Annotated in this window: 4 protein-coding genes; 1 reads left to right on the top strand and 3 read right to left on the bottom strand. The window is 71.4% G+C overall.

Annotation, left to right across the window (positions count from 1 at the left end):
• Nucleotides 1-20 precede the first annotated feature (20 nt).
• Genes ACWDR4_RS12020 through ACWDR4_RS12010 form a run of 3 tightly spaced genes read right to left on the bottom strand, consistent with a single transcriptional unit; the run spans nt 21 to nt 3,069 of the window.
• On the bottom strand, nt 21-872 hold the full coding sequence (locus ACWDR4_RS12020) for an ABC transporter ATP-binding protein (protein WP_450407409.1): 852 nt from the start codon (nt 870-872) through the stop codon (nt 21-23).
• 53 nt (nt 873-925) lie between these two features.
• A complete protein-coding gene (locus tag ACWDR4_RS12015; protein WP_450407133.1) occupies nt 926-2,041 on the bottom strand; it encodes a FecCD family ABC transporter permease in 1,116 nt (371 codons plus the stop codon).
• Nucleotides 2,042-2,043: 2 nt separating this feature from the next.
• Nucleotides 2,044-3,069: a FecCD family ABC transporter permease gene (locus ACWDR4_RS12010; RefSeq protein WP_450407128.1), complete on the bottom strand. Its 1,026-nt coding sequence runs from the start codon at nt 3,067-3,069 to the stop codon at nt 2,044-2,046.
• 167 nt (nt 3,070-3,236) lie between these two features.
• Between ACWDR4_RS12010 and ACWDR4_RS12005 the strand changes: the two genes are divergently transcribed.
• Complete coding sequence (locus ACWDR4_RS12005; protein WP_450407126.1) at nt 3,237-25,178, top strand: non-ribosomal peptide synthase/polyketide synthase; 21,942 nt, start codon at nt 3,237-3,239, stop codon at nt 25,176-25,178.
• Nucleotides 25,179-25,182 lie beyond the last annotated feature (4 nt).

The following is a 25,182-nucleotide window of genomic DNA, read 5'->3' as shown; positions in this document are numbered from 1 at the left end:
GCGGCGGGGGCGAGGACACTTCAGGGTGTCTTGGCGGGCGTGTCCTGGTGGTGGCGGCCCATCGGGATCACCATCGGTGTGTTGCTGACCGGGTCCAGGGTGATGCGGCAGTTCAGGTCGAAGACATCCTCCACCGTCTCCGCCGTGATGACCTCCGCCGGCGGCCCCTCCGCCACGATCCGGCCCGACTTCATGGCGACGACGTGATCGGCGTACCGGCAGGCCTGGTTGAGGTCGTGCAGGACCATCACCACCGTGCGGTTCTCGCGCCGGTTGAGGTCCGTGATCAGGTCCAGCACGTCGATCTGGTGGGCCAGGTCGAGATACGTCGTCGGTTCGTCGAGGAGGAGTACCGGCGTGCCCTGGGCGACCGCCATCGCGATCCACGCCCGCTGCCGCTGACCGCCGGACAACTCGTCCACCGGACGGTCCGCGAGGTCGGTCATGTTGGTTGCGGCGAGCGCCTCGTGCACGGCCTGCTCATCGGACTTGGACCACTGCCGCCACCAGGTCTGGTGCGGTGAACGGCCCCGGTTGACGAGGTCGATGACCGTCAACCCCTCGGGTGCCACCGGGCTTTGGGGCAGGATGCCCAAGCGCTGCGCCAACTCCCTTGTGGGGATGGAGTGCAGAGCACGGCCGTCCAAGTGGACTGCGCCCTCTCGGGGGGTGAGCAGCCGGGCCAGGGCGCGCAACAGCGTTGACTTGCCGCATGCGTTGGCGCCGACGATGGCCGTGATCCGGCCCGGCGGCACCGCCAGGTCCAGGCCGTCCACGACCACCCGGTTGTCGTACGACAGCCGTAGTCCCGTCGCTCTCAGGTCCGGGTCGGCGACCGGTTCCGAAGTCGTGGGCAGGGGATCGGTCGGCATGATGTCCTCGGTGGTGGTCGTGACCTCGGCCGTGGGGTCCGTCGACATGGGGATCAGCCTCCTGAACCCGCGCGGTTGGCGCGGACGAGCAGCCAGAGCAGGATGGGCGCGCCGAGCACGCCGGTGACGACACCGACCGGGAGTTCCGTGCCGGAGATGAGCGTACGGGCGATCAGGTCGCTGCCCAGCACCATCAGCGCCCCGGTCAGTCCCGAGGCGACCGTGGGCGGCCAGGCGGTGCGCGCGAGGCGCTGGGCGATCTGCGGGGCGGCCAGCGCAACGAAGGCGACCGGTCCGGCGGAGGCCGTCGCGAAGGCGATCAGACCGACGCCGGAGAGCAGGATGGCGAGGCGTACGGGCTGGACGCGGGTGCCGAGGCCCGTCGCCACGTCGTCGCCCAGCTGGAGCGTACGCAGCAGGCGGCCGAGCAGCAGCGCCGTCGGGAGGAGGACGGCCAGGGCGATCGCGAGCGGGCCGACATCCGACCACGTACGGCCGTTGAGGTTGCCGACCAGCCAGCCCAGCGCGGCCTGCGCCTGGAACCGGCCGCCCTTGGCGACCAGGTAGTCGGTGGCGCTCGTACAGATCCAGGCGACGCCGATGCCGACCAGGATGATCCGGTAGCCGGTGGTCCCACGCCGCCAGGCCAGCGCGTACACGAGGAGCGCCGTGGTCAGCGCGCCGAGCAGACCGAGCGTCTGGGTGCCGAGGCCGCCGTCCCAGCCCAGGACGATGCCCGCGACCACGAACGTGCCCGCGCCCTGGGTGAGGCCGATCATGTCGGGGCTGGCCAGCGGATTGCGGGTCATGGTCTGGAACAGTCCGCCGGACACCCCGAACGCGATCCCGGCCAGCAGCCCCACCAGGGCGCGCGGCAGCCGCAGTTCCTGGACGACGAGCACGGTGCCGGGGTCGCCGGAGCCGACCAGGGCGCGTACGACGTCGCCGAAGGCGATCGGGTAGTCGCCGATCGTCAGACTCCAGCAGAAGAGGAGGAACGTGCCCACGGCGAGCAGCGCGCCGACGGCCACGAGGCGGGGGCGGAGGATCCCGGAGACCGGGGGCACGACCAGCCGGTAGGTGCGCTGGACGCGTACGGGAAGACCCCCTTCCCGCTGAGGGGAAACGGCCGTCAACGCAATGGACTCGGCGGACTCGGGGTTCGTCATCCTCACACCTCCGCCAGTTTCCGCCGCCGCACCAGGGCGATGAAGAACGGCCCGCCGATGAAGGCGACGATCACCCCGGCCTGGACCTCGATGGGTCGGGCGATCAGCCGCCCGATGATGTCCGCCGCGAGCAGCAGACTCGGCGCGAGTACGGCGGACATCGGCAGCAACCAGCGCTGGTCGGGGCCGATCCCCGCCAACTGGGCCAGCACCCGGGCGACATGCGGTACGACGAGCCCGATGAAGACGACCGGGCCGATGACCGCGACGGCGGCCCCGGTCAGCAGGGTGACCGCGGTGACGCCCTGGAGCCGGACCAGGCCGAGCCGTCGGCCGAGCGAGGCCGCCACGTCGTCGCCCAGGGCCATGCTGTTGAGGGCGGGAGCGCTGGCGAAGGCAAGCAGTGCGCCCACGGCGAGGAAGGGCAGGATCCGCAGGACGGTGTCGCCGTCCTGGTCGGCCATCGAACCCGCTGACCAGAAGCGGTAGCGGTTGAGCGCGTCGGCGTCGGTCAGCACGATCGCGCTGGTCAGGGAGGAGAGGAGGGAGGTCACCGCGATGCCGGAGAGCGCCAGTTTGACCGGGGTGAGCCCGGAGCGCCCGAGCCTGCCCAGGAAGTACACGAGGACGCTGGCCGCCATCGCACCCGCGAACGCGAACCACACGTACCCGTAGAACGACCCGAATCCGAACACTCCGACGGCCAGCACGATCGCGAACGAGGCACCGGCGCTCACCCCGAGGATCCCCGGGTCCGCGAGCGGATTGCGGGTCAGTGCCTGCATGAGCGCGCCCGACAGACCGAGCGCCGCCCCGGCCGCCAGTCCGAGAGTCGTACGAGGAACCCGCGCCGACCAGATGACGTTGTCGACGAACCGGCTGGGCGCGTCACCGAACAGCGCTCGCACCACCTGATCGGGCGGAATACTGGCCGCGCCGAGGGCGAGTGACAGAAGACACAGTCCGAGCAGGACGGCGCCCAGCACCGCCACAAGAAGAACGGGGCGAACCCTTCTGCCCCGCGTCACCGTGCGGTCTCCAACGGGTAACTCCCTTAGGTTAGGCAGACCTTAATAGTAGTGGTGGGAAGAGGGTCCGCCGGGACTGGGGTCTTTTGGTTAGGTAATGCTTACCTTAGTATGGCCCGCGGTCCTCCGGCTGAGCCGGTCCGTACACCCTGGAGGCACGGTCGCCTGTGTCCGGTTTCGAAGTACGTGTGCCCGGTATCGACGACGACGCGGAAGGCGCGCTCTCGGCCTTCTGGCGACGGCTGCTCGAACCGCTCCCGCAGGAGACCGCTCTCCCGGTCGACTTCCCGTACCCACTGCGCCCCACCGGTGAACGGCACACGCTTCGCCGCCCGCTGACGGTGACGCCGTCAGCGCCAGCGCCAGCGCCAGCGCCAGCGGCGGCGACGGTCAGCGAATCGATTCTGCTGGCCGCGTACGCCGCCCTCCTGCACCGCTACAGCGGCGGTCACGACATCACTTTCGGGTACGAGGGTCTGCCGCTGCGGATCGCTGTCGACGGCGGCGCGTCCTTCACGGACCTCGTACGGCAGGTGACCGACGCGCACGATGAGGCCCGTGCCCACCAGGTCGAACACGCCACGCTGGTCGAGTGGTTGAGGCCGGAGCCCACCCGGGGCGGCGGACTGCTGTTCAACACGGCCTTCGGCAATGTGTCTGGTGGGGAGGACCGGCTCGACCTCGCCCTCGCCGTCCACGCCGGTGAACTGCGGGTGACGTACCGCGAGGACCTCTTCGAGGCCGCGACCGCCGAGCGCATGGCAGACCACTACACGACCCTGCTCGCCGACGCCCTCGCCCACCCGCACACCCCTGTCGGCGAGTTGGAGCTGCTCGGCGCCGAGGAGCACGGCCGCGTCCTACGCGAGTGGAACGACACCGACCATGCCGTCCCGCTGCGCACCTGGCCGGAGATGTTCGCCGACCAGGTACGGCAGCGCCCGGACGAGATCGCGCTGGTCTTCGAGGACATCTCGCTCACCTACGCCGAACTCGACGACCGCGCGGGCCGGTTGGCCGCCGCACTGATCGCCCGGGGCGCCGGACCCGAGCGGGTGGTCGCCCTCGCGGTGCCCCGCTCGGCGGAGCTGATCGTCGCCGAGGTCGCGGTCCTGAAGTCCGGCGCCGCCTACCTTCCGGTGGACACCGACTACCCGGCCGACCGCATCTCCTACATGCTCGGTGACGCCCACCCCGTCTGCCTGGTCACCACGCCCGAGGTCGCCGAGGACATCCCGGCGAACGACGGCACGGAGATCCTGGTCCTCGACACGCCGGACACCGTACGGGAGTTGGAGAGGCGGCAGCCCGCGGGCGCAGACTCGGCCTCGCTGACGATCGCCAACGCCGCCTACGTCATCTACACCTCCGGCTCCACCGGCCGCCCCAAGGGCGTCGTCCTCACCCACGCGGGCGTCGCCAAGCTGGTCGCCACGCAGACCGAGCGGTTCGGGATCGGCCCGCACAGCCGGGTGCTCCAGTTCGCCTCGCCCAGCTTCGACGTGGCCTTCTGGGACCTGTGCCTCGGCCTGCTCTCCGGCGGCCGGCTCGTCGTCGTACCGAGCGAACTGCGGGTGCCCGCCGCGCCGCTCGCCGACTACGCCCACGCGCACGGCATCACGTTCATGATCCTTCCGCCCGCCCTGCTGGCCGCGATGCCCGAGGACATCGAACTCCCGCCCGCCACCCTGCTCGCGGGCACCGAACGCGTCTCGCCCGAGCTGGTCGGGCGGTACGCGCGCGGCAGGATGATGTTCAACGCGTACGGCCCCACCGAGGCCACCACCAACTCCACCCTCGGTCTGTGCGACCCCGACATCCCGGCCGGCTCCATCGTCCCCATCGGCATCCCCGACCCGGGCACGCGCGCATACGTCCTCGACGCTCGCCTGAAGCCCGTCCCGGCCGGTGTCCCCGGCGAGTTGTACCTCGGCGGCGCCGGGCTCGCCCGCGGCTACCTCGGGCGGCCCGACCTGACCGCCGAGCGGTTCGTCGCCGACCCGTTCGGCGCACCGGGCGAACGCCTCTACCGCACCGGCGACTTGGTCCGCTGGCAGGCCGACGGCCGCCTGGTGTTCCTCGGCCGCGCCGACTCCCAGGTGAAGATCCGAGGCTTCCGTATCGAGCCCGGCGAGATCGAGTCCGTACTCCGCGCCCACCCGGCGGTCGACCAGGCCGCGGTCGTCGTACGCGAGGACCGCCCCGGCGACCGGCGCCTCGCCGCGTACGTCGTGCCCGCGCTGGACAGCGACGCGGCCGGCCACGACACCGCCGACCAGGTCCAGGAGTGGAAGGACCTGCACGAACTGCTCTACTCCGCCGCCGGATCGGAGGGCGGCACGGACGGACCGGCGGGCCTGCGCGAGAACTTCGCGGGCTGGAACAGCATGTACGACGGACTGCCCATCCCCGTCGAGGAGATGCGCGAATGGCGTGCGGCGACCGTCGCCCGCATCACGGAACTCGCGCCCCGCCGTGTGCTGGAGATCGGCGTCGGCAGCGGTCTGATCCTCTCCCGCATCGCGCCCGACTGCGACGAGTACTGGGGCACCGACCTCTCCGAGGAGGCCGTACGCGCCCTGCGCACCCAGATCGACGCGGTCCCCGAACTCACCGACCGCGTACGGCTGTCGGCCCAGCCCGCCCACGACGTGAGCGGACTTCCGGCCGCTTACTTCGACACCGTCGTCATCAACTCCGTCGCCCAGTACTTCCCGAGCGCCGACTACCTGACCGATGTCGTCCGGGCGGTCGGCACGCTCCTCGCCCCCGGCGGCCGGCTGTTCATCGGCGACGTCCGCAACGCCCGGCTGCTGCGCTGCCTGCGCGCGGCCGTCGAGAGCCGCCGCACCGACGACACGGAGGACAAGCAGGGACTGCGGGCCGCCGTCGAGCGATCGGTCGCCTGGGAGGGCGAACTCCTCCTGGACCCCGACTACTTCGCGGCCCTCGACGGTTTCGACGCCGAGATCCACGTCAAGCGCGGCGCCCACCACAACGAACTGACCCGGTACCGCTACGACGTCGTCCTCAGCAAGCAGACGGCGGCTGCGGAGCCGGTCGCCGGTACGGAGGTCGTCTGGAGCGGGCCCGAGGCACTTGAAGCCCTCCTGGCCGACGGGCCCGCACTGCTCCGCGTCACCGGTGTGCCCAACGCCCGGCTCGCCGAGGACCTGGCCGCGCTGTCCGCGCTGGACGACAGCAGCCGTACGGCGGACGCCCCGGACCCCGAGGTCTTCCACGCCCTCGGTGCCCGCCACGGCCACCGGACCGCCGTCACCTGGAACGGCACCGCCGACGACGGCAGCCTCGACGTCGTCTTCGCCCTCGGCGACACCCCGCTCACCTGCCTCTACCGCCCCTCCGGCACGGCCCCGCACGCCAACCGCCCGGCACCCTTCCGGGACATCAACGCCCTGATGCGGGCGCTGCGTTCGTACGCGGCCGACCAACTCCCCGAGTACATGGTCCCCGCGGCCGTCGTCCCCCTGGACCGCCTCCCGGTCACCCCCAGCGGCAAGCTCGACAGCGCCGCCCTCCCGACCCCCGACTACGGCGCCCTCAGCGCGGGCCGCCCGCCCCGGGACGCCCGCGAGGAGCTCCTCTGCGCGGCCTACGCCGACGTCCTCGGCCTGCGCTCGGCCACCATCGACGACGACTTCTTCGCCCTCGGCGGGGACAGCATCACCGCCATCCAACTCCTCGTCCACGCCCGCCGCGCCGGACTGCGCCTCAGCTCCCGGGACGTCTTCAAGCACCGCACGGTCGCCGCGCTCGCCGCAGCGGCCGGGGAGGTGCCAGTCCAGGAGGACGCGGAGTCGAACGCCCCGCTGGTCGTCCTCGACTCGATCGAACTCGCCGAGATCCAGGGCGAGTTCCCGGTCACCGTGGAGGAGGCTCTGCCGCTGAGCCCCCTCCAGGAGGGCTTCTACTTCCACTCCCTCGTCGACGGCGCGGACTTGGACGCGTACGTCGTCCAGCAGGCCCTCGAACTGACCGGCCCGGTCGACGGCGAAGCCCTGCGCAAGGCCGCCCAGCGCGTCCTGGACCGGCATGCCCCGCTGCGCGCCTGCTTCCGCCGCAGCCCGGACGGGCAGCCCGTGCAGATCATCGCCGGGGGCCTCGAACTGCCCTGGCGGGAAGTCGACCTGACCGTCCACGACGGGCCCGCTCGCGTCCCGCTGGCCGACGCGGTCGCCGCCGCCGAACGCGCCCGCCGCTTCGACCTCGCCAACCCGCCCCTGATGCGCTGCGCGCTCATCCGCCTCGACGAACACCGCAGCCGACTGCTCCTGACGTTCCATCACATCGTGGTCGACGGCTGGTCATTGCCGGTCCTGCACCGCGAATTGATGTCCTCCTACGGGGAGATCCCGGCCGCGCTGCCGCAGCCCGCGCCCTACAGCGCCTACCTGCGCCGCCTTGCCACCGCCGACCGCGAGGCCGCGCGCACCGCCTGGCGTACGGCTCTTGCCGGGGTCGAGGAGCCCACCCGCCTGGTCGAGACCCCGGCCGACGGTACGCCCGTCGAGCCCGCGCAGATCCGCCTCGAACTGTCGGAGCAGGTCACCGCCCGGCTGGCCGCGCGGGCGCGGGAGAACGGCGTGACCCTGGGCACGGTCGTCCAGGGCGCCTGGGGACTGCTCATCGGACGGCTCACGGCACGCCAGGACGTGGTGTTCGGTACGACCGTCTCGGGGCGTGACGCCGAGGTCGAGGGCATCGAGTCGATGATCGGCCTGTTCATCAACACCCTCCCGACGCGCTTCCGTTGGGAACCCTCCGACACCCTCGCCGGTCTCCTCGGCCGGCTCCAGGACGAGCAGTCCCAGCTGCTGGACCACCAGCACCTCGGTCTCGCCGAACTCCAGCGCGTCGCGGGCCTCGCGGGCGCCGGTGAACTCTTCGACACCCTCGTCGTCTTCGAGAACTACCCGGCCGCGACCGACCTCGCCGACCCGACCGGCACCCTCCGCCTCACGGGCCACGAGTTCCACGACGCCGTCCACTATCCGCTCGCCCTGATCGTCAAGCCCGGCCGACGCCTCGACCTGCGGCTCAAGCACCACGCCCAGCGACTCGACGCCGACGCCGTACGCCGGATCGCGGACCGTCTCTCCCGCATCCTGCACGCCCTGGCCGCCGACCCGGGGCAGTCCGCCGCCGACGTGGACCTGCTGTCGGCCGAGGAACTCCTCGACGCACACCCGGCGGGCGAACACCGGGACATCCCCGGCACGACCCTCGCGGCGGCCTTCGAGGCTCAGGCGGCCCGCAGTCCGCAGGCCACGGCAGTCGTGTACGAGGGCGAGACGCTCACCTACTCAGAACTCGACACCAGAGCTGGAGAGTTGGCGCGTCGGCTGACAGCCCGGGGCGCGCGTCCCGGCACAGTCGTCGCCGTCGCCGTACCCCGCTCGGCCGAACTGATGGTCGCGCTGCTCGGCGTGCTGAAGTCGGGCGCCGCCTACCTGCCGGTCGACGTTGACTACCCGGCCGACCGGGTGGCGCACATGCTCGCTGACTCCGGTGCCGGCACGGTGGTCACCACTTCGGCGACGGCTCCCCAACTCCCCTCGGGGCACGCCCTTCTACTGCTCGACGCCCCGTCCGAGGAGGTCGGCCCCGACCCGCTCCCCGCTCACCCCGACGACCCGGCCTACCTGATCTACACCTCCGGCTCCACCGGCCGTCCGAAGGGTGTCGTCGTCACCCACCGGGCCATCGCCAACCGGCTGGCCTGGATGCAGGGCGCCTACGAACTGACCGCCGCCGACAGGGTGTTGCAGAAGACCCCGGCCAGCTTCGACGTCAGCGTCTGGGAGTTCTTCTGGGCGCTGTGCGAGGGCGCCGCCGTGGTCCTCGCCCGCCCGGACGGACACCGCGACCCCGCCTATCTCGCCGGGCTGATCAGCGAACAGGGCATCACCACGATGCACTTCGTGCCGTCGATGCTGGAGGCGTTCCTCCAGTCCGACGAGATCACCACCGACCCGACCTGGGCCGCGTCCCTGCGCAACGTCTTCAGCAGCGGCGAGGCCCTGCCCGGCGCCGCCGCCGCCCGCTGGCGCGAGCTGACCGGCGTACCGCTGCACAACCTGTACGGCCCCACCGAGGCGGCCGTCGATGTCACCTACCACCCGTACGACGGCACGCCCGGGACCACCGTGCCCATTGGGCGGCCGGTGTGGAACACGGGCCTGCGTGTCCTGGACTCCTGCCTGCGTCCCGCGCCCGAAGGGGTCCCCGGCGAGCTTTACTTGACGGGTGTTCAGCTGGCGCGCGGCTATCACGCCCGGCCGGAGCTGACCGCCGAGCGGTTCGTCGCCGACCCGTACGGTGGGCCCGGCGAGCGTATGTACCGCACCGGTGACCTCGTGCGCCGCCGGGCCGACGGGGTGATCGAGTACCTCGGCCGTACCGACCGTCAGGTGAAGATCCGGGGCAACAGGATCGAACTCGGCGAGATCGAGGCCGCGTTGACCCGTCAGCCGACGGTCGCCCAGTCCGCCGTCACCGTCAACGGTGGTCAGCTGGTCGCGTACGTCGTCCCGGCCCGCGACGCCGAGGTCCCGCCGCCCGCCGAACTCCAGACCGCGCTCGGCGAGGAACTGCCCGCCGCCGTCATCCCGGCCGCCTACGTCGTCCTCGACGCCCTCCCGCTCACCCCGAGCGGCAAGCTCGACCGGGCTGCCCTGCCCGCCCCGCAGGCGGTACGGGCGGAGACCCGCGCCCCGCGCAACGAGCGGGAGTACGCCCTCACCGGGATCTTCGCGGCCGTATTGAAGCTCGAAGAGGTCGGGATAGACGACGACTTCTTCATGCTCGGCGGCGACAGCATCACCTCCATCGGCGTCTCCAGTCGCGCCCGTCGGGCGGGCCTGGATCTCAATCCGCGTGACGTCTTCGAGCACCGCACCCCGGCCGCCCTCGCCGTAGCCGCGGCGCCCGTGGCCGAAGTGGCCGCCCTGCGCTCCTCGTTCACCCTCACGGCCGAGGAGACCGGGCGCGTCCACCGGCTCAGCCCCGACCCCGTCGAGGACATCTGGCCGCTGGCCCCGCTCCAGGAAGGCCTGTTCTTCCACTCCACGTACGACGACAGCGCCCTCGACGTCTACACCGTCCACGAGTCCTTCGACCTCGCCGAACCCCTCGACACCGACCGACTCCGCGCCGCCGTACGGGTGTTGCTGTCCCGCAACCCCAGCCTGCGCGCCGGGTTCACCAGCGAGGGCCTGCGCCAGCCGGTGCAGTTCATCGTGCGCGACCCCGAGATCCCGCTCGAAGAGGTCGACCTCTCCGGGCTGCCGGAGGCCGAACAGGACGTGCGGCTACGGGAGTTGACCGATGCGGAGCGCTCCCGCCGCTTCGACCTCACCCGGCCGCTGCTCTTCCGTATCCTCCTCGTCCGCCTCGGCGCGGACCGGGGCGACCGGCTGGTCGTCGGGCGCCATCTGCTCCTCTGGGACGGCTGGTCCGCCTGGATCTTCCTCGACCAACTCTTCGCCCTGTACGAGAACGGCGGCGACGCGAGCACCCTGCCCGCGCCCGGCAACTACCGTGACTACCTGACGTGGTTGGAGGTCCAGGACACGGCCGTCGCCACCGGCGCCTGGCGCCGCGCCCTCGGCGGACTCGACGAGCCCACCCTGCTCGCCGCCGCCGACCAGGGCCTGGAACCGGACATCCCGGCCAGCCTCGACACCCTCGTCCCGGACGAGGTGGGCGAGCGGCTGCGAGCCATCGGACGGCTCCACGGGCTGACCCTCAACACCGTGCTCAACGCGGCCTGGGGGCTGACCCTGGCGAGCGCGACCGGTCGTACCGACGTCGTGTTCGGCACGACCGTCGCCGGCCGGCCGAGCGAGGTGCCGGACATCGAGAACGTCATCGGCATGTTCCTCAACACCGTCCCCGCCCGCATCGCCTACGACCCGGCCGAGCCGGTCCTCGGGCTGCTGCGCCGTGTCCAGGACGAGCGGCTCGCCGTGATGCCGTACGAGTACCTGGGCCTTGGCGTGCTCCAGGCCGAGACCGGGCACCGACGCCTCTTCGACACCCTGTTCGTGCTGCGCAACAACGACACCGAGGAACGGCTCGCCGAGCTGAGCGACCGCCACGGCGCCACCGCCGTCGCCAACGTCGACGCGACCCACTACCCGGTCAACCTGGTTGTCACCCCGGGCCGCTCCATCCAGGTCACCCTGACCCACCGGGCCGACGTCATCGCCCGCCCCCAGGCCCAGGACCTGCTCGACCGCTTCACCCTCCTCCTGGACCGCCTCACCCACGACCTCGACGCCCCGGTGGGCGGCCTGAACCCGCTACTCCCCGCCGAACACGACGAGTTGGAGCACGAGCGCGCCGCCGGACGCGTCCCCGACCCCACGGAGACGATCGCCGACCTGCTGGCCGCCCAGGCCGCCGCCACCCCCGACTCGACGGCCGTCGTCTTCGGCGACCGCACCCTCACCTACGCCGAACTCGACACCCGCATCAACCAGATGGCCCGGCTGCTGATCGCGCGGGGCGCCGCCCCCGAGCGCGTCGTCGCCCTCGGCCTGCCTCGCTCCCTGGACATGGTCGTCGCGCTGTTCGCCGTACTGCGCACGGGTGCCGCCTACCTCCCGCTGGAGCTGGACTACCCGGACGACCGGCTCGCCGCGATGCTCGACGACGCCCGCCCGACGATGCTGCTGTCCACCGCCGCAGTGTCGGCGCGCTTGGTGGGCGAGACGCCGCGCGTGCTGCTCGACGACCCGGCGATCGCCGCCGAACTGGCCGCGCTGCCCGGCGACTTGGTGTCCGTCGCCTTCAGCCTGGAGCACCCGGCGTACGTCATCTACACCTCCGGTTCCACCGGCCGCCCCAAGGGCGTCGTCACGCCGTACCGGGGTCTGACCAACATGCAGCTCAACCACCAGAAGGAGATCTTCGAACCGGCGATCGCGTCGGCGGGCGGGCGGCGGCTGCGTATCGCGCACACCGTGTCCTTCGCCTTCGACATGTCGTGGGAGGAGCTGCTGTGGCTGGTCGAGGGGCATGAAGTCCACATCTGCGACGAGGAGTTGAGGCGTGACGCCGAGGCCCTGGTCGCGTACTGCGAGAGCCATCGCGTCGACGTCGTCAACGTGACCCCGACCTACGCCCATCTCCTCATCGAGGAAGGGCTGTTGGAGGGCCACCGCCTGCCGCTGGTGCTGCTCGGCGGCGAGGCCGTGTCGGAGACGGTGTGGAACCGGCTCCGCGACACAGAGGGCACGTACGGCTACAACCTCTACGGGCCGACCGAGTACACCATCAACACCCTGGGCGGCGGCACGCTTGACAGTGCGACCCCGACCGTCGGGCGTCCGATCCGTGGCACCCGCGCCCACATCCTGGACGCCTGGCTGCGCCCGGTCCCCGAGGGCGTCCCGGGTGAGCTGTACATCGCCGGTATCGGTCTGGCGCGCGGCTACCTCAACCGGCCGTCCCTCAGCGCCGAACGGTTCGTCGCCGACCCGTTCGGTGAGCCCGGCGAGCGCATGTACCGCACCGGCGACCTGGTGCGCCGCAACCCCGACGGCAACCTCGACTTCCTCGGCCGTACCGACGACCAGGTCAAGATCCGTGGCTACCGCGTCGAGTTGGGCGAGATCGAGACCGCCCTCGCCCAGCACGACCGGGTCGCCCACGCCGCCGTGATCGTCCGCGACGAGCGCCTCGTCGGATACGTCGTCCCCGCCCAACTCGCGGGCACCGACCGGGACTCCGCCGAACGTGACCAGGTCGGCGAGTGGCAGGAGATCTACTCCGACGAGTACGAGGAGATCAGCACCGCTGTCTTCACCGAGGAGTACGCAGGCTGGGACTCCTCCTACGACGGACAGCCCATCCCCTTCGACCACATGCGGGAGTGGCGCGAGGCCACCGTGGAGCGCATCCGCTCACTGGCACCCCGCAGGATCCTTGAGATCGGCGTCGGTTCGGGCCTGCTCCTGTCCAAGCTCGCCCCGGACGCGGAGACCTACTGGGCCACCGACTTCGCCGCCCCCGTCATCCGCAAGATCGGCCAGGAGCTGCTCCAGGACCCGGAGTTGGCCTCAAGGGTCACGCTCCGCGCCCAGCCCGCCGACGACCTCACCGGCCTGCCCGGCGACGGCTACTTCGACACCATCGTCATCAACTCCGTCATCCAGTACTTCCCCAGCATCGACTACCTGACCTCGGTCATCCGGGGCGCGATGGAGCTACTGGCCCCCGGCGGCGCGCTGTTCGTCGGCGACGTCCGCAACCTGCGGCTCGCCCGCACCTTCCAGACCGAGATCCAGGAAGCGAAGGGCGTCAGCGGCGACGCGCTGGGCCGGGCCGTCGAACGCGGTCTGCGCCTGGAGAAGGAACTCCTCGTCGACCCCGACTACTTCACCACTCTCGGCTACGGCGTCGACCTCCGCACCAAGCAGGCCCGCCACCACAACGAACTCACCCGCTACCGCTACGACGCAGTCCTGTACGCCGACGAGCCCGGCCTGCTGCTGACCGATGTGCCGACCGTCCCCTTCGACGCCGACCAATTCGGTGCCGACGCCGGCGAGTTGGCCGAGCTGCTGGCTGCCGTGCCGCTGCGCCTCACCGGCATCCCGGACGCCCGCATCGGCGCCGCCGGGGGAGTCGACCCGGAGACGCTGCGTGACCTCGCCGCCGAACTCGGGTACCGCGTCCTGACCACCTGGAGCGACCAACCCGGTACGTACGACGCAGTGTTCGTCCCCAGCGAGGTACCTTCACTCACCGCCGGGCTCTATCTCCCCGGCGGCGGAGCGGCCCCGTACGCCAACTCGCCGACGGCCGCCCGCGACGCCAACAGCCTGATCCGGCAGCTCCGCGACGACCTCAAGCAGCGGCTGCCCGACTACATGGTCCCGGCCGCGTTCGTCACCCTCGACCGGCTGCCCATGAACGACAACGGCAAGCTGGACGTGCGCGCCCTGCCAGACGCCGAACCGGCCGTCGCCCTCGGCACCGGCCGAGGCCCGCGCACCCCGCAGGAAGAGGTGCTCTGCCGGCTCTTCGCCGAAGTGCTCGGCCTGCCCGAAGTCGGCGCCGAGGACGGCTTCTTCGACCTCGGCGGCCACTCCCTGCTCGCCACCCGTCTGATCAGCCGGGCCCGCACCGAACTGGGCGCCGAACTGGCCATCCGGGACCTGTTCGAGGCGCCCACGCCCGAGCAGCTGGCGGCCCGCGCCGACACCTCACGCCCGGCCCGACCGGCCGTCGCCCCCACCGCCCGACCCGAGCGCATCCCGCTGTCGGCCGCCCAGCGTCGGCTGTGGCTGGTCGAACGGATCACCGGCAGCGGCGTCGCCTACAACTTCCCGCTGGTCTTCCGACTCCGCGGCGACCTGGACCTCGACGCGCTCCGGGCGGCCGTACGGGACGTGGCGGGCCGCCATGAGGCACTGCGGACCGTGTTCCCCGAGCAGGACGGTGAGCCGTACCAGCTGATCGTTTCGGCGGCCGAGGCCGACCCCGAGTTCACCGTGACGGACTGCGGGGAGGGGGAGTTGGCCGAACTGATCGAGTCGGCGCAGCGCCGCCCCTTCGACCTCACGAGCGAACTCCCAATGCGGTGTGAGGTGTTGAGGCTCGGTCCGGCCGATCACGTCGTGGCCGTCGTGCTCCATCACATCACCACCGACGAGTGGTCCGACCGCCCGTTCCTGGCCGACCTCACCACCGCCTACCGCACCCGGCGCGCGGGCCGCGCCCCCGAGTGGGCGCCGCTGCCGGTGCAGTACGCCGACTACACCCTCTGGCAGGAGGAGTTGCTCGGCCAGGTCGGCGAGGCCCAACTCGCCCACTGGACCGAGACTTTGCACGGCCTCCCCGAGGAACTGCACCTGCCCCTCGACCGGCCCCGCCGCGCCGAGCCCACCGGGCGCGGTGCCAAGGTCCGGCTGGAGCTGCCCGCCGACACCGGCCTGGCCCTGCGCGACCTGTCCGGCACCACCGGCACCAGCATGTTCATGCTGTTCCAGGCCGCCACGGCCGCGCTGCTGCGCCGGCTCGGCGCCGGGGACGACATCCCGCTCGGGGCCCCCATCGCGGGCCGCACGGACGACGCGCTCGACGACCTCGTCGGCTTCTTCGTCAACACGCTGGTGCTGCGTACGGACGTGTCGGGCGACGACCTGACGTTCCGTCAACTGATCGCGCGGGTGCGGGAGTCGTCCCTGGCCGCGTTCGAGCACCAGGACCTGCCCTTCGACCAGGTCGTCGAGGCCGTCAACCCGGCCCGTGTGCCCGGCCGCAACCCGCTCTTCCAGGTCATGCTGGGCTACCACTACCGGCCCGACGGCGACCCCGATGTGCTCGGCATGCCGACCGACTGGTTCGACATGGACACCGGCATGGCCAAGTTCGACCTCCACTTCACCTTCGTGGACGACTCGGACCGTCTGACCCTTCTCCTGGAGTACGCGACCGACCTCTGTGACGAACCGACGGCCACCCGGACTGCCGGGCGCCTGGTGCGGCTGCTGGAGCAAGTGGCCGGTGAACCCGATGTGCTGGTACGGGACTTGGAGGTGCTGCAGGAGTCGGAACGGCAGCTCGTTCTGGGTGACTGGAACGGCAGCGCCCGCGAGGTGGCGGCAACCAGCCTGCCCGCGCTGTTCCGCGCCCAGGTGGCCCGTACACCGGACGCACTGGCTCTGGTCTTCGGCGAAGAGCGGCTGACATACGCCGAGTTGGACGAGCGCGTCGAGCGTACGGCGGGCGTGCTGGCAGGCATGGGAGTGGGCCCCGAGCGGACGGTCGCCGTCGCGCTGCCCCGCTCGGTCGACCTGGTGGTGGCGCTGCTCGCCGTACATCGTGCGGGCGGGGCGTATCTGCCGCTGGACGCCGACTATCCGGAGGAGCGGCTGGCGTTCATGCTGGCGGATGCCCGTCCGGTGACCGTCATCAGGGACGCGCTTCCCGACGGGCCGGCGGGTGCTGAACTCCCGCATTCGTACGACCCGTTGAGTCCTGCGTACGTCATCTACACGTCCGGGTCGACCGGGCGGCCCAAGGGTGTTGTGGTGCCGCACGAAGGCATCGTCAACCGTTTGTTGTGGATGCAGGGGGAGTACGGGCTGACCGGCGACGACCGTGTGCTGCAGAAGACGCCGTCCAGTTTCGACGTGTCCGTGTGGGAGTTCTTCTGGCCGCTGATCACCGGCGCCGCGCTGGTGGTGGCCAAGCCCGAGGGACACAAGGACCCCGCCTATCTGGCCGAGGTCATCCAGGAGCAGGGCATCACGACCGTGCACTTCGTGCCGTCGATGCTCCAGCTGTTCCTGGAGGAGCCCTCGGCGGCGGGCTGCCTGGGACTGCGGCGGGTGATGTGCAGTGGGGAAGCGCTGCCCGACGAGCTGGCCCAGCGCTTCCGTGCGGTACTCCCGGCTGAGCTGCACAACCTGTACGGGCCGACTGAGGCGTCGGTGGACGTCACGGCGGGTCAGGTGACGGAGGTGACCGATCGGGTGTCGATCGGTCGTCCGGTGTGGAACACGCGTGCGTATGTTCTGGATGGTGCGCTGCGGCCGGTTCCGCCGGGTGTGGCGGGTGAGCTGTATCTGGCTGGTGTGCAGTTGGCGCGTGGTTATCTCGGTCGTCCGGGGTTGACGTCGGAGCGGTTCACAGCGGATCCGTTTGGTGAACTCGGTTCACGCATGTACCGGACCGGTGACCTGGCACGGTGGACAACCGAGGGAACACTCGAATACCTGGGTCGGACCGATGACCAGGTGAAGATCCGTGGGTTCCGGATCGAGCTGGGCGAGATCGAGTCCGTCCTGGCCCGCCACGAGGCGGTCGCGCATGTGAGTGTCGTCGCCCGTGATCAGCGGCTCGTCGCTTACGTCGTCCCGGTCGTTGTAGCCGCCGTCACTGCTGCTGCGATCGACAGCGCCGCACTCTGCCGACACGCAGCCGCAGCGCTCCCGGAGCACATGGTCCCCGCCGCCTTTGTCGTCCTCGAAGCGCTGCCCCTCACTCCCAACGGCAAGCTCGACCGCAAGGCTCTACCCGCCCCCGACTTCTCGGCGGCGGCGGCGGTGGCTGGTACGGGCGAGGGCAGCCTGCCGCGCACCCCGCGCGAGGAGATCCTCTGCGGCCTGTTCGCGGACGTGCTGAACCTCGAACGGGTCGGCGTGGACGACGACTTCTTCGCCTTCGGCGGTCACTCGCTCCTCGCCATGCGGCTGGTCAGCCGTGTCCGTACGGCCCTGGGCACCGACCTCACCGTCCGCACCGTCTTCGAGGCGCCCACACCCGCCCGCCTGGCCGAGCGTCTCGGCGAGGGCACCGACACGACCCTGCCCACGCTCGCACCGATGGGCCGGGAGCGGGATGGGGACCGGGACGGGGGCGAACCCTTGCCCCTGTCCTTCGCCCAGCAGCGACTGTGGCTGCTGCACCGCATCGACGGCCCCGGGGCCACGTACAACATCCCGGCGGCCTGGCGTCTGACCGGTGCCCTGCGACTCGATGCACTGACCACCGCTGTCCGGGATCTCGCAGTGCGCCACGAGAGTCTGCGCACGGTGTTCCCCGAGCAGGACGGCCGCGCCCACCAACTCATCCTGGATCCTGCCGAGTTCGAGATCCCCGTGCACCACGAGCGGGTGACCGAGGGGGAACTCTCCAACCGGCTGGACGAGGCTGCTGCGCGTGGCTTCGAGCTGGACCGTGAACCGCCGCTGCGGGCCCATGTGTTCGAGACGGCTCCGCAGGAATACGTCCTGCTCCTCGTCCTGCACCACATCGCCGGCGACGAATGGTCGGACCGCCCGCTCTGGCGCGACCTCGCCATGGCCTACCAGGCCCGATGCGAAGGCCGTGCGCCGGAGTGGGCGTCGCTGCCCGTGCAGTACGCCGACTACACCCTGTGGCACCACCGGCTCCTCGGCGAGGACTCCGACCCCGCCAGCCTGCACGCCCGCCAACTCGCCTACTGGGAACAGGCCTTGGCCGGACTTCCCGAGGAGCTGGTCCTCCCGGTCGACCGCCCGCGTCCGCCGGAGGGCAGCCAGCGCGGCGGTGCCGTCGGGCTGACCCTCGACGGCGAACTCGAACGGGCCCTGCGTGGCCTCGCGCACCGGCACGGCGTCAGCATGTTCATGGTCGCCCAGGCAGCCGTGGCCGTCCTGCTGCACCGGCTCGGCGCCGGGGACGACATCCCGCTCGGCGCCCCCATCTCGGGCCGTGGCGACGAGAAGCTGGAGGACCTGGTCGGGTTCTTCGTCAACTCCCTTGTCCTGCGTACCGACTTGTCGGGCGCCCCGACCTTCGCCGAACTGCTCGACCGGGTGCGCGACACCGATCTCGCCGCCTACGAGCACCAGGACCTGCCGTTCGAACGCCTCGTGGAGGCCCTCAACCCGACCCGCTCACTGGCCAGGCACCCCCTGTTCCAGGTCATGGTCGTCTACCTCGGCGACCCCGGCGGCAGCCCCGACTTCCCGGGGCTGGCGGTGAGCCGAGAGCCGCTCCGGCAGCAGAGCGCCAAGTTCGATCTGAGCTTCGACTTCATCGAGCAGGGCGACGGGTCCGGTATCCAGGGCTGGATCGAGTACAGCGCCGACCTGTTCGACCACACCACGGTCGAGCGACTCGCGGGGCGGCTGGTGCGGCTCCTGAAGCAGGTGGTGGCCGAACCCGACGTGCTGGTACGGGACTTGGAGGTGCTGGAGGAGTCCGAGCGGCAGCTTGTTCTGGGCGACTGGAACGGCACCGCCCGCGACGTGACGTCCACCAGTCTGCCCGAGCTGTTCCGGGCGCAGGTGGCCCGCACGCCGGACGCGACCGCCGTCGTCTTCGGCGAACAGCGCCTGACCTACGCCGAGTTGGACACCCGCGTCGAGCACACCGCACGCGTCCTGGCCGGCCTGGGCGCCGGTCCTGAACGAACCGTCGCCGTCGCACTGCCCCGCTCCGCCGAGCTGATCATCGCCCTGCTCGCGGTCCACCGCACCGGAGCGGCCTACCTGCCCCTGGACGTCGACTACCCGGAGGAGCGGCTGGCCTTCATGCTGGCGGACGCCCACCCGGTGACCGTCATCAGGGACGCGCTCCCGGACGGACCGGCGGGTGCTGAACTCCCGCATTCGTACGACCCGTTGAGTCCTGCGTACGTCATCTACACGTCCGGGTCGACCGGCACCCCCAAGGGTGTTGTCGTGCCGCACGAGGGTATCGTGAACCGTCTGCTGTGGATGCAGGGGGAGTACGGGCTGACCGGCGACGACCGTGTGCTGCAGAAGACGCCGTCCAGTTTCGACGTGTCCGTGTGGGAGTTCTTCTGGCCGCTGATCACCGGCGCCGTGCTGGTGGTGGCCAAGCCCGAGGGGCACAAGGACCCCGTCTACCTGGCCGAGCTGATCCGGGAACAGGCCGTCACCACCCTGCACTTCGTGCCCTCCATGCTGCGCGCCTTCCTCGACGAGCCCGCCGCCGCGAGCTGCACGGGCCTGCGCCGCGTCCTGTGCAGCGGCGAGGCACTGCCTCTCGAACTCGCGGAGCGGTTCCACGCCGTGCTGCCGGCCGAGCTGCACAACCTGTACGGGCCGACGGAGGCGTCGGTGGACGTCACTGCAGGTCAGGTCTCCGAAGCATCCGGCCGGGTGTCGATCGGTCGTCCGGTATGGAACACGCGTACGTACGTTCTGGATGCGGCACTGCGGCCCGTTCCGCCGGGCGTGGCGGGAGAGCTGTATCTCGCCGGTGTGCAGCTGGCCCGTGGCTACCTCGGTCGCCCGGGGCTGACAGCGGAGCGGTTCACAGCCGATCCCTTTGGTGAACTCGGTTCACGCATGTACCGGACCGGTGACCTGGCACGGTGGACAACCGAGGGAACACTCGAATACCTCGGCCGGACCGACGACCAGGTGAAGATCCGTGGGTTCCGGATCGAGCTGGGCGAGATCGAGTCGGTCCTGGCCCGCCACGAGACCGTCGGGCACGTGAGTGTCGTCGCCCGCGATCAGCGACTGGTGGCGTACGTCGTACCAGCCGTTCCCGGAGGTACGCCTGATTCCGACGCCCTCCGCGCCCACGCGGCTGCCGCGCTCCCCGAGCACATGGTCCCCGCCGCCTTCGTCGTCCTCGACGCGCTGCCCCTCACCCCCAACGGCAAGCTCGACCGCCGTGCCCTCCCCGCCCCCGACTTCGCTGCCGAGACCACCGACACGCTCCCGCGCACCCCGCGCGAGGAGATCCTCTGCGGCCTGTTCGCGGACGTACTGAACCTCGAACGAGTCGGCGTGGACGACGACTTCTTCACCCTCGGCGGCGACAGCATCGTGGCCATGCAGCTGGTCGCACGTGTGCGTGCGGCCGGGCTGGCGGTCAGCCCGCGTGACGTCTTCCGTCACAAGACGGCCGCCGGGCTGGCCGCCGCGGCCCGTGACCTGAACGGCGACAACGGGACCGGCGACACACCGGCCACCGACGCATCGCTCACCGCCCTCCTCGCGCTCACCGACGAGGAGCGCACCGAGGTCGCCGCCTTCGGCGCCACCGAGGTACTGCCGCTCACGCCGCTCCAGGCAGGGCTGCTGTTCCACGCCTCCTTCGACTCCGGGGACGAGGGACCGGACGTCTACACCGTGCAGGTGGCGTACGACATCGACGGCCCGCTGGACGCCGTACGACTCCGCAACGCCGGTCAGGCGCTGCTCGACCGGCACGGGAACCTGCGAGCAGGCTTCCGGTACCTGACGTCGGGGCGCCCCGTGGCCGTCGTACCGCGTGCCGCCGCACTACCGTGGCGACAGCTCGACCTTTCGGAACTCGACGCCGACACCCGCGAGGAGCGGTGGACCAAGGCGCTCGACCAGGAGCGCCGACGCTTCGACCCGGCCCAACCCCCGCTTCTGCGGCTGATGTTGGCCAAGGTCGGAGACGTGAAGCACCGGCTCGTGCTGTCGCACCAGCACCTGCTGCTCGACGGCTGGTCGGTACCCCGGCTGGCGGCCGAACTGTCCGCGCTCTACGCGGAAGGGGAGACCGTCTCCTCCTCCGCACTCCCAACTCCCGTTCCGTACAAGGAGTATCTGGCCTGGCTCGGGCAGCAGGACGCCGACGCCTCCGCCACCGCCTGGGCCGAAGCCCTCGACGGGCTTGAGGAGCCCACGCATCTCGTCCCCGCCGACCCCAACCGGGCGCCGGTCGTGCCCGAGACGCTCACCACCTTCCTGTCCGCCGAGCTGACCGAGGCGCTGACCGCGCTGGCCCGTTCGCGCGGGCTGACCGTCAACTCCCTTGTGCAGGGCGCCTGGAGTGTCGTACTCGGTCGACTCACCGGGCGTACCGATGTGGTGTTCGGCGCGACCGTGTCCGGTCGGCCGCCGGAGCTTGCCGGTGTCGAAGCGATGATCGGGCTGTTCATCAACACCGTGCCGGTGCGGGTCCGTATCGACGAGCGCGAGTCGCTCGCCGCGTTCCTCGACCGGCTCCAGGACGAGCAGTCGCGGCTCCTCGACCACCAGCACCTCGGGCTCGCCGACATCCAACGGCGGGCAGGGCTGGGGGAGTTGTTCGACACGCTCGTCGTCTTCGAGTCCTACCCGGACGGCGGGGAGATCGGCGGAGAGGGCAGCGGCGGACTGCGGATGGAGGTGCGCGACCATCAGGACTCGACGCACTATCCGTTCGCCTGGGCCGTCGAGCCCGCCGAACGGCTGCGCCTGACCGCCGAGTTCAGGACCGACCTGTTCGACCGGGCGGCGGCCGAACGGATCACCGCCGCCATGGTCCGACTCTTCGAGGCGATGACCACCGACGCCCAGCAGCCGCTGGGCCGCGTCGACATCCTCACCCCCGAGGAACGCCACACCCTCCTGGAGACCTGGAATGACGCCCGCCTGCCGGACAGCGGAGGGCTGGCCACCGTGCCCGCACTCTTCGAGACGCAGGTCGCCGCTGCACCGGACGCCGTCGCGGTCGTCGCCGGGCCGGTCACCTGGACCTTCGCCGAGCTGAACGAGCGCGCCAACCGGCTCGCCCGACTGCTGACCGAGCACGGCGCCGGACCCGAGCGGATCGTCGCCCTGTCCCTGCCGCGCACGGCGGACTTCCTGCTCGCGATCCTCGCCGTCCTCAAGTCGGGTGCGGCCTATCTCCCGATCGACGCGGATCTCCCGGCCGAGCGCGTACTCGCCATGCTCGACGACGCCGAACCCCAGCTCGTCCTCACCACCGAGGCGCTCGCCGCCGGCCTGCCCGACAGCGACGTACCGCGCCTGCTGCTCGACACCGACGACACCACCGCACGACTGGCCGCGCAGCCCGCCGACAACCCGGCCGCCGGTCCCGATCCGGAGCACCCGGCGTACGTCATCTACACCTCGGGTTCCACCGGGCGGCCCAAGGGGGTCGTGGTCTGCCACCGGAGTGTGGCGAACCTCTTCCACAGTCACCGGCGTGCCCTGCACGATCTGGCCAAGGCGAACACCGGGCGGCGGCATCTGCGGGTCGGGCACTTCTGGTCGTTCTCGTTCGACGCGTCCTGGCAGCCGCAGTTGTGGCTGCTCGACGGGCACGCGCTGCACATCCTCGACGACGAGACACGCCGCGACCCCGAACTGACCGCCGCCGCCATCCGGGCGGAGGGCATCGACTTCATCGAGGTCACGCCTTCCTTCCTGGCCCAGATGGCCGACAGTGGGCTGATCAGGGACGGGCAGTGCCCGCTCGCGGTGGTGGGTGTGGGAGGCGAGGCCGTGCCGGACGCACTGTGGAGCGAGCTGGCCGCGCTGCCGAACACCGAGGCCTTCAACCTGTACGGGCCGACCGAGGCGACCGTCGACGCGCTCGCCGCGCGGGTACGGGAGAGCGAGCGGCCGGTCGTCGGGCGGCCCGTGGGGAACACACGTGCGTATGTGCTCGATGCCGGGCTGCGGCCCGTGCCGCCGGGTGTCACCGGTGAGCTGTATCTCGCGGGGGAGGGGCTGGCCCGTGGCTACCTCGGTCGCCCGGAACTCACGGCCGAACGGTTCACAGCCGATCCCTTTGGTGAACTCGGTTCACGCATGTACCGCACCGGTGACCTGGCACGCTGGACAACCGAGGGCACACTCGAATACCTCGGCCGCGCCGACGACCAGGTGAAGATCCGCGGCTTCCGTATCGAACTCGCCGAGATCGAGGCCGTCCTCGACCGGCAGCCGACGGTCGGCCAGGTCGTGGTCGTCGCCCGCGAGGACCGGCCGAGGATCAAGCAACTGGCCGCGTACGTCGTCCCGGCCGAGGGCACCACAGCCCCGGACCCCTCCGAGCTGCGCGCGCAGGTCGCCGCCGCACTGCCCGACTACATGGTCCCGGCAGCCGTGGTCGTCCTCGACGAGCTGCCGCTGCTCTCCAACGGCAAGCTCGACCGCCGGGCCCTGCCCGCCCCGCAGTTCACCGGTGCCGCCGGTGGCCGGGCGCCCGCGAACGACCTCGAACGCACCCTCTGCGCCCGCTTCGCCGAAGTCCTCGGCCTGCCCGAGATCAGCGCCGACGACGACTTCTTCACCCTCGGCGGAGACAGCATCGTCGCCATGCAGCTGGTCAGCCGGGCCCGCGCGGCCGGGCTGCGGATCACCCCGCGCCAGGTCTTCCAGCACCGTACGGTCGCCGCCCTGGCCACCGTCGCCACGGAACTGGACGCCGACTCCGCGCGGCCCGCGCACGACGACGGCTCCGGCACCGTGCCGCTGACGCCGATCATGCACGCGCTGCGCGAACTCGGCGGGCCGATCGCGGGCTACCACCAGGCCGCGTTCGTCCAGACCCCGGCCGGACTCGACGAGGCCGCGCTGCACGCCGTACTCCAGGCCGTCACCGACCGGCACGACCTGCTGCGGGCCCGGCTGGAGCGGATCGGCCGGTGGTCGCTGCACGTACCGCCGACGGGGAGTCTCACCCCGGAGTCCTGGCTGGTCCGGGCGGATGTCGCCGGGGCCGACGAGGCCGCCCTGCGGGAGGTCGTCGCCGAGCAGGCGCGGGCCGCGCAGACGCGGCTCGACCCGGACGGCGGGCGGATGATCCAGGGCGTGTGGTTCGACGCCGGACCGGACACCCCCGGCCGACTGCTGCTGCTGATCCACCACTTGGTGGTGGACGGGGTGTCCTGGCGGGTGCTGCTGCCCGATCTGGCCGCCGCCTGGAGCGAGGTGAAGGAGGGCCGGACGCCCGCCCTGGCACCGGTCGACCTGTCCTTCCGCAGGTGGTCGGAGCTGCTCGCCCAGCGAGCCGCCGAGCCGGTGACCGAGGACGAACTCCCGCTGTGGCACCGGGTGTTGGCGGACGCCGACCCCCTTCCGCTGCTGCGGCCCCTCGATCCGGAACGCGATGTCACCGAGGCCTCGCGCCACCTGTCGCTCACCCTGCCGGCCGACCGTACGCAGCCGCTGCTCAGCCGGGTACCGGCAGCGTTCGGGGCGAGCGTCAACGACGTCCTGCTGACCGCGCTCGCGCTCGCCGTGGCCGACTGGCGGGGGTCCGTGTCCGGCGGGTCCGTCCTCGTCGACCTCGAAGGGCACGGCCGCGAGGACGAGTTGGCCGGGGACGCCGATCTGTCGCGCACGGTCGGCTGGTTCACCACGGTCGTCCCGGTACGGCTGGACACCGGGACCGTGGACCTCGGCGACGCGCTCGCCGGCGGCCCAGCGCTCGACTCGGCCCTCGCCCGCGTCCGGGAGCACCTGACCGCCCCGCCGATGTCCGGCATCGGACACGGACTGCTCCGGTACCTCAACCCGGAGACGGGCCCTGAGATGGCCCAACTCGGCCGCCCGCAGATCGAGTTCAACTACATGGGCCGCTTCGGAGTCCCCGAGGCCACCGACTGGTCGTACGCCCCCGAGGCCGATGCGTCCGACCTGGAAGCCGATCCCGGGATGCCCCTGTCCCACGCCCTGACCGTCAACGCCCTGACCGAGGACCTCCCCGGCGGCCCCGAACTCTCCGCCCACTGGACCTACGCCCCCGGCGTCCTGCCCGAGGAAGCGGTACGGGACCTCGCCGAACGCTGGTTCCGGGCGCTCGGGGTGCTGGTGGACCGGGCGGAGACCGTCACCGACTCCCGCCGAGCCAACTGACCGA

Source organism: Streptomyces sp. NPDC000878 (genome assembly GCF_053599695.1).
Note: the sequence above shows the minus strand (reverse complement) of the source record. Positions and strands in the feature narration are given on the sequence as shown.

Excerpts from the sequence above, each read along its gene's own strand:
- ACWDR4_RS12020 (WP_450407409.1), bottom strand. The coding sequence starts at position 872 with ATGCCGACCGATCCCCTGCCCACGACTTCGGAACCGGTCGCCGACCCG.
- ACWDR4_RS12015 (WP_450407133.1), bottom strand. The coding sequence starts at position 2,041 with ATGACGAACCCCGAGTCCGCCGAGTCCATTGCGTTGACGGCCGTTTCC.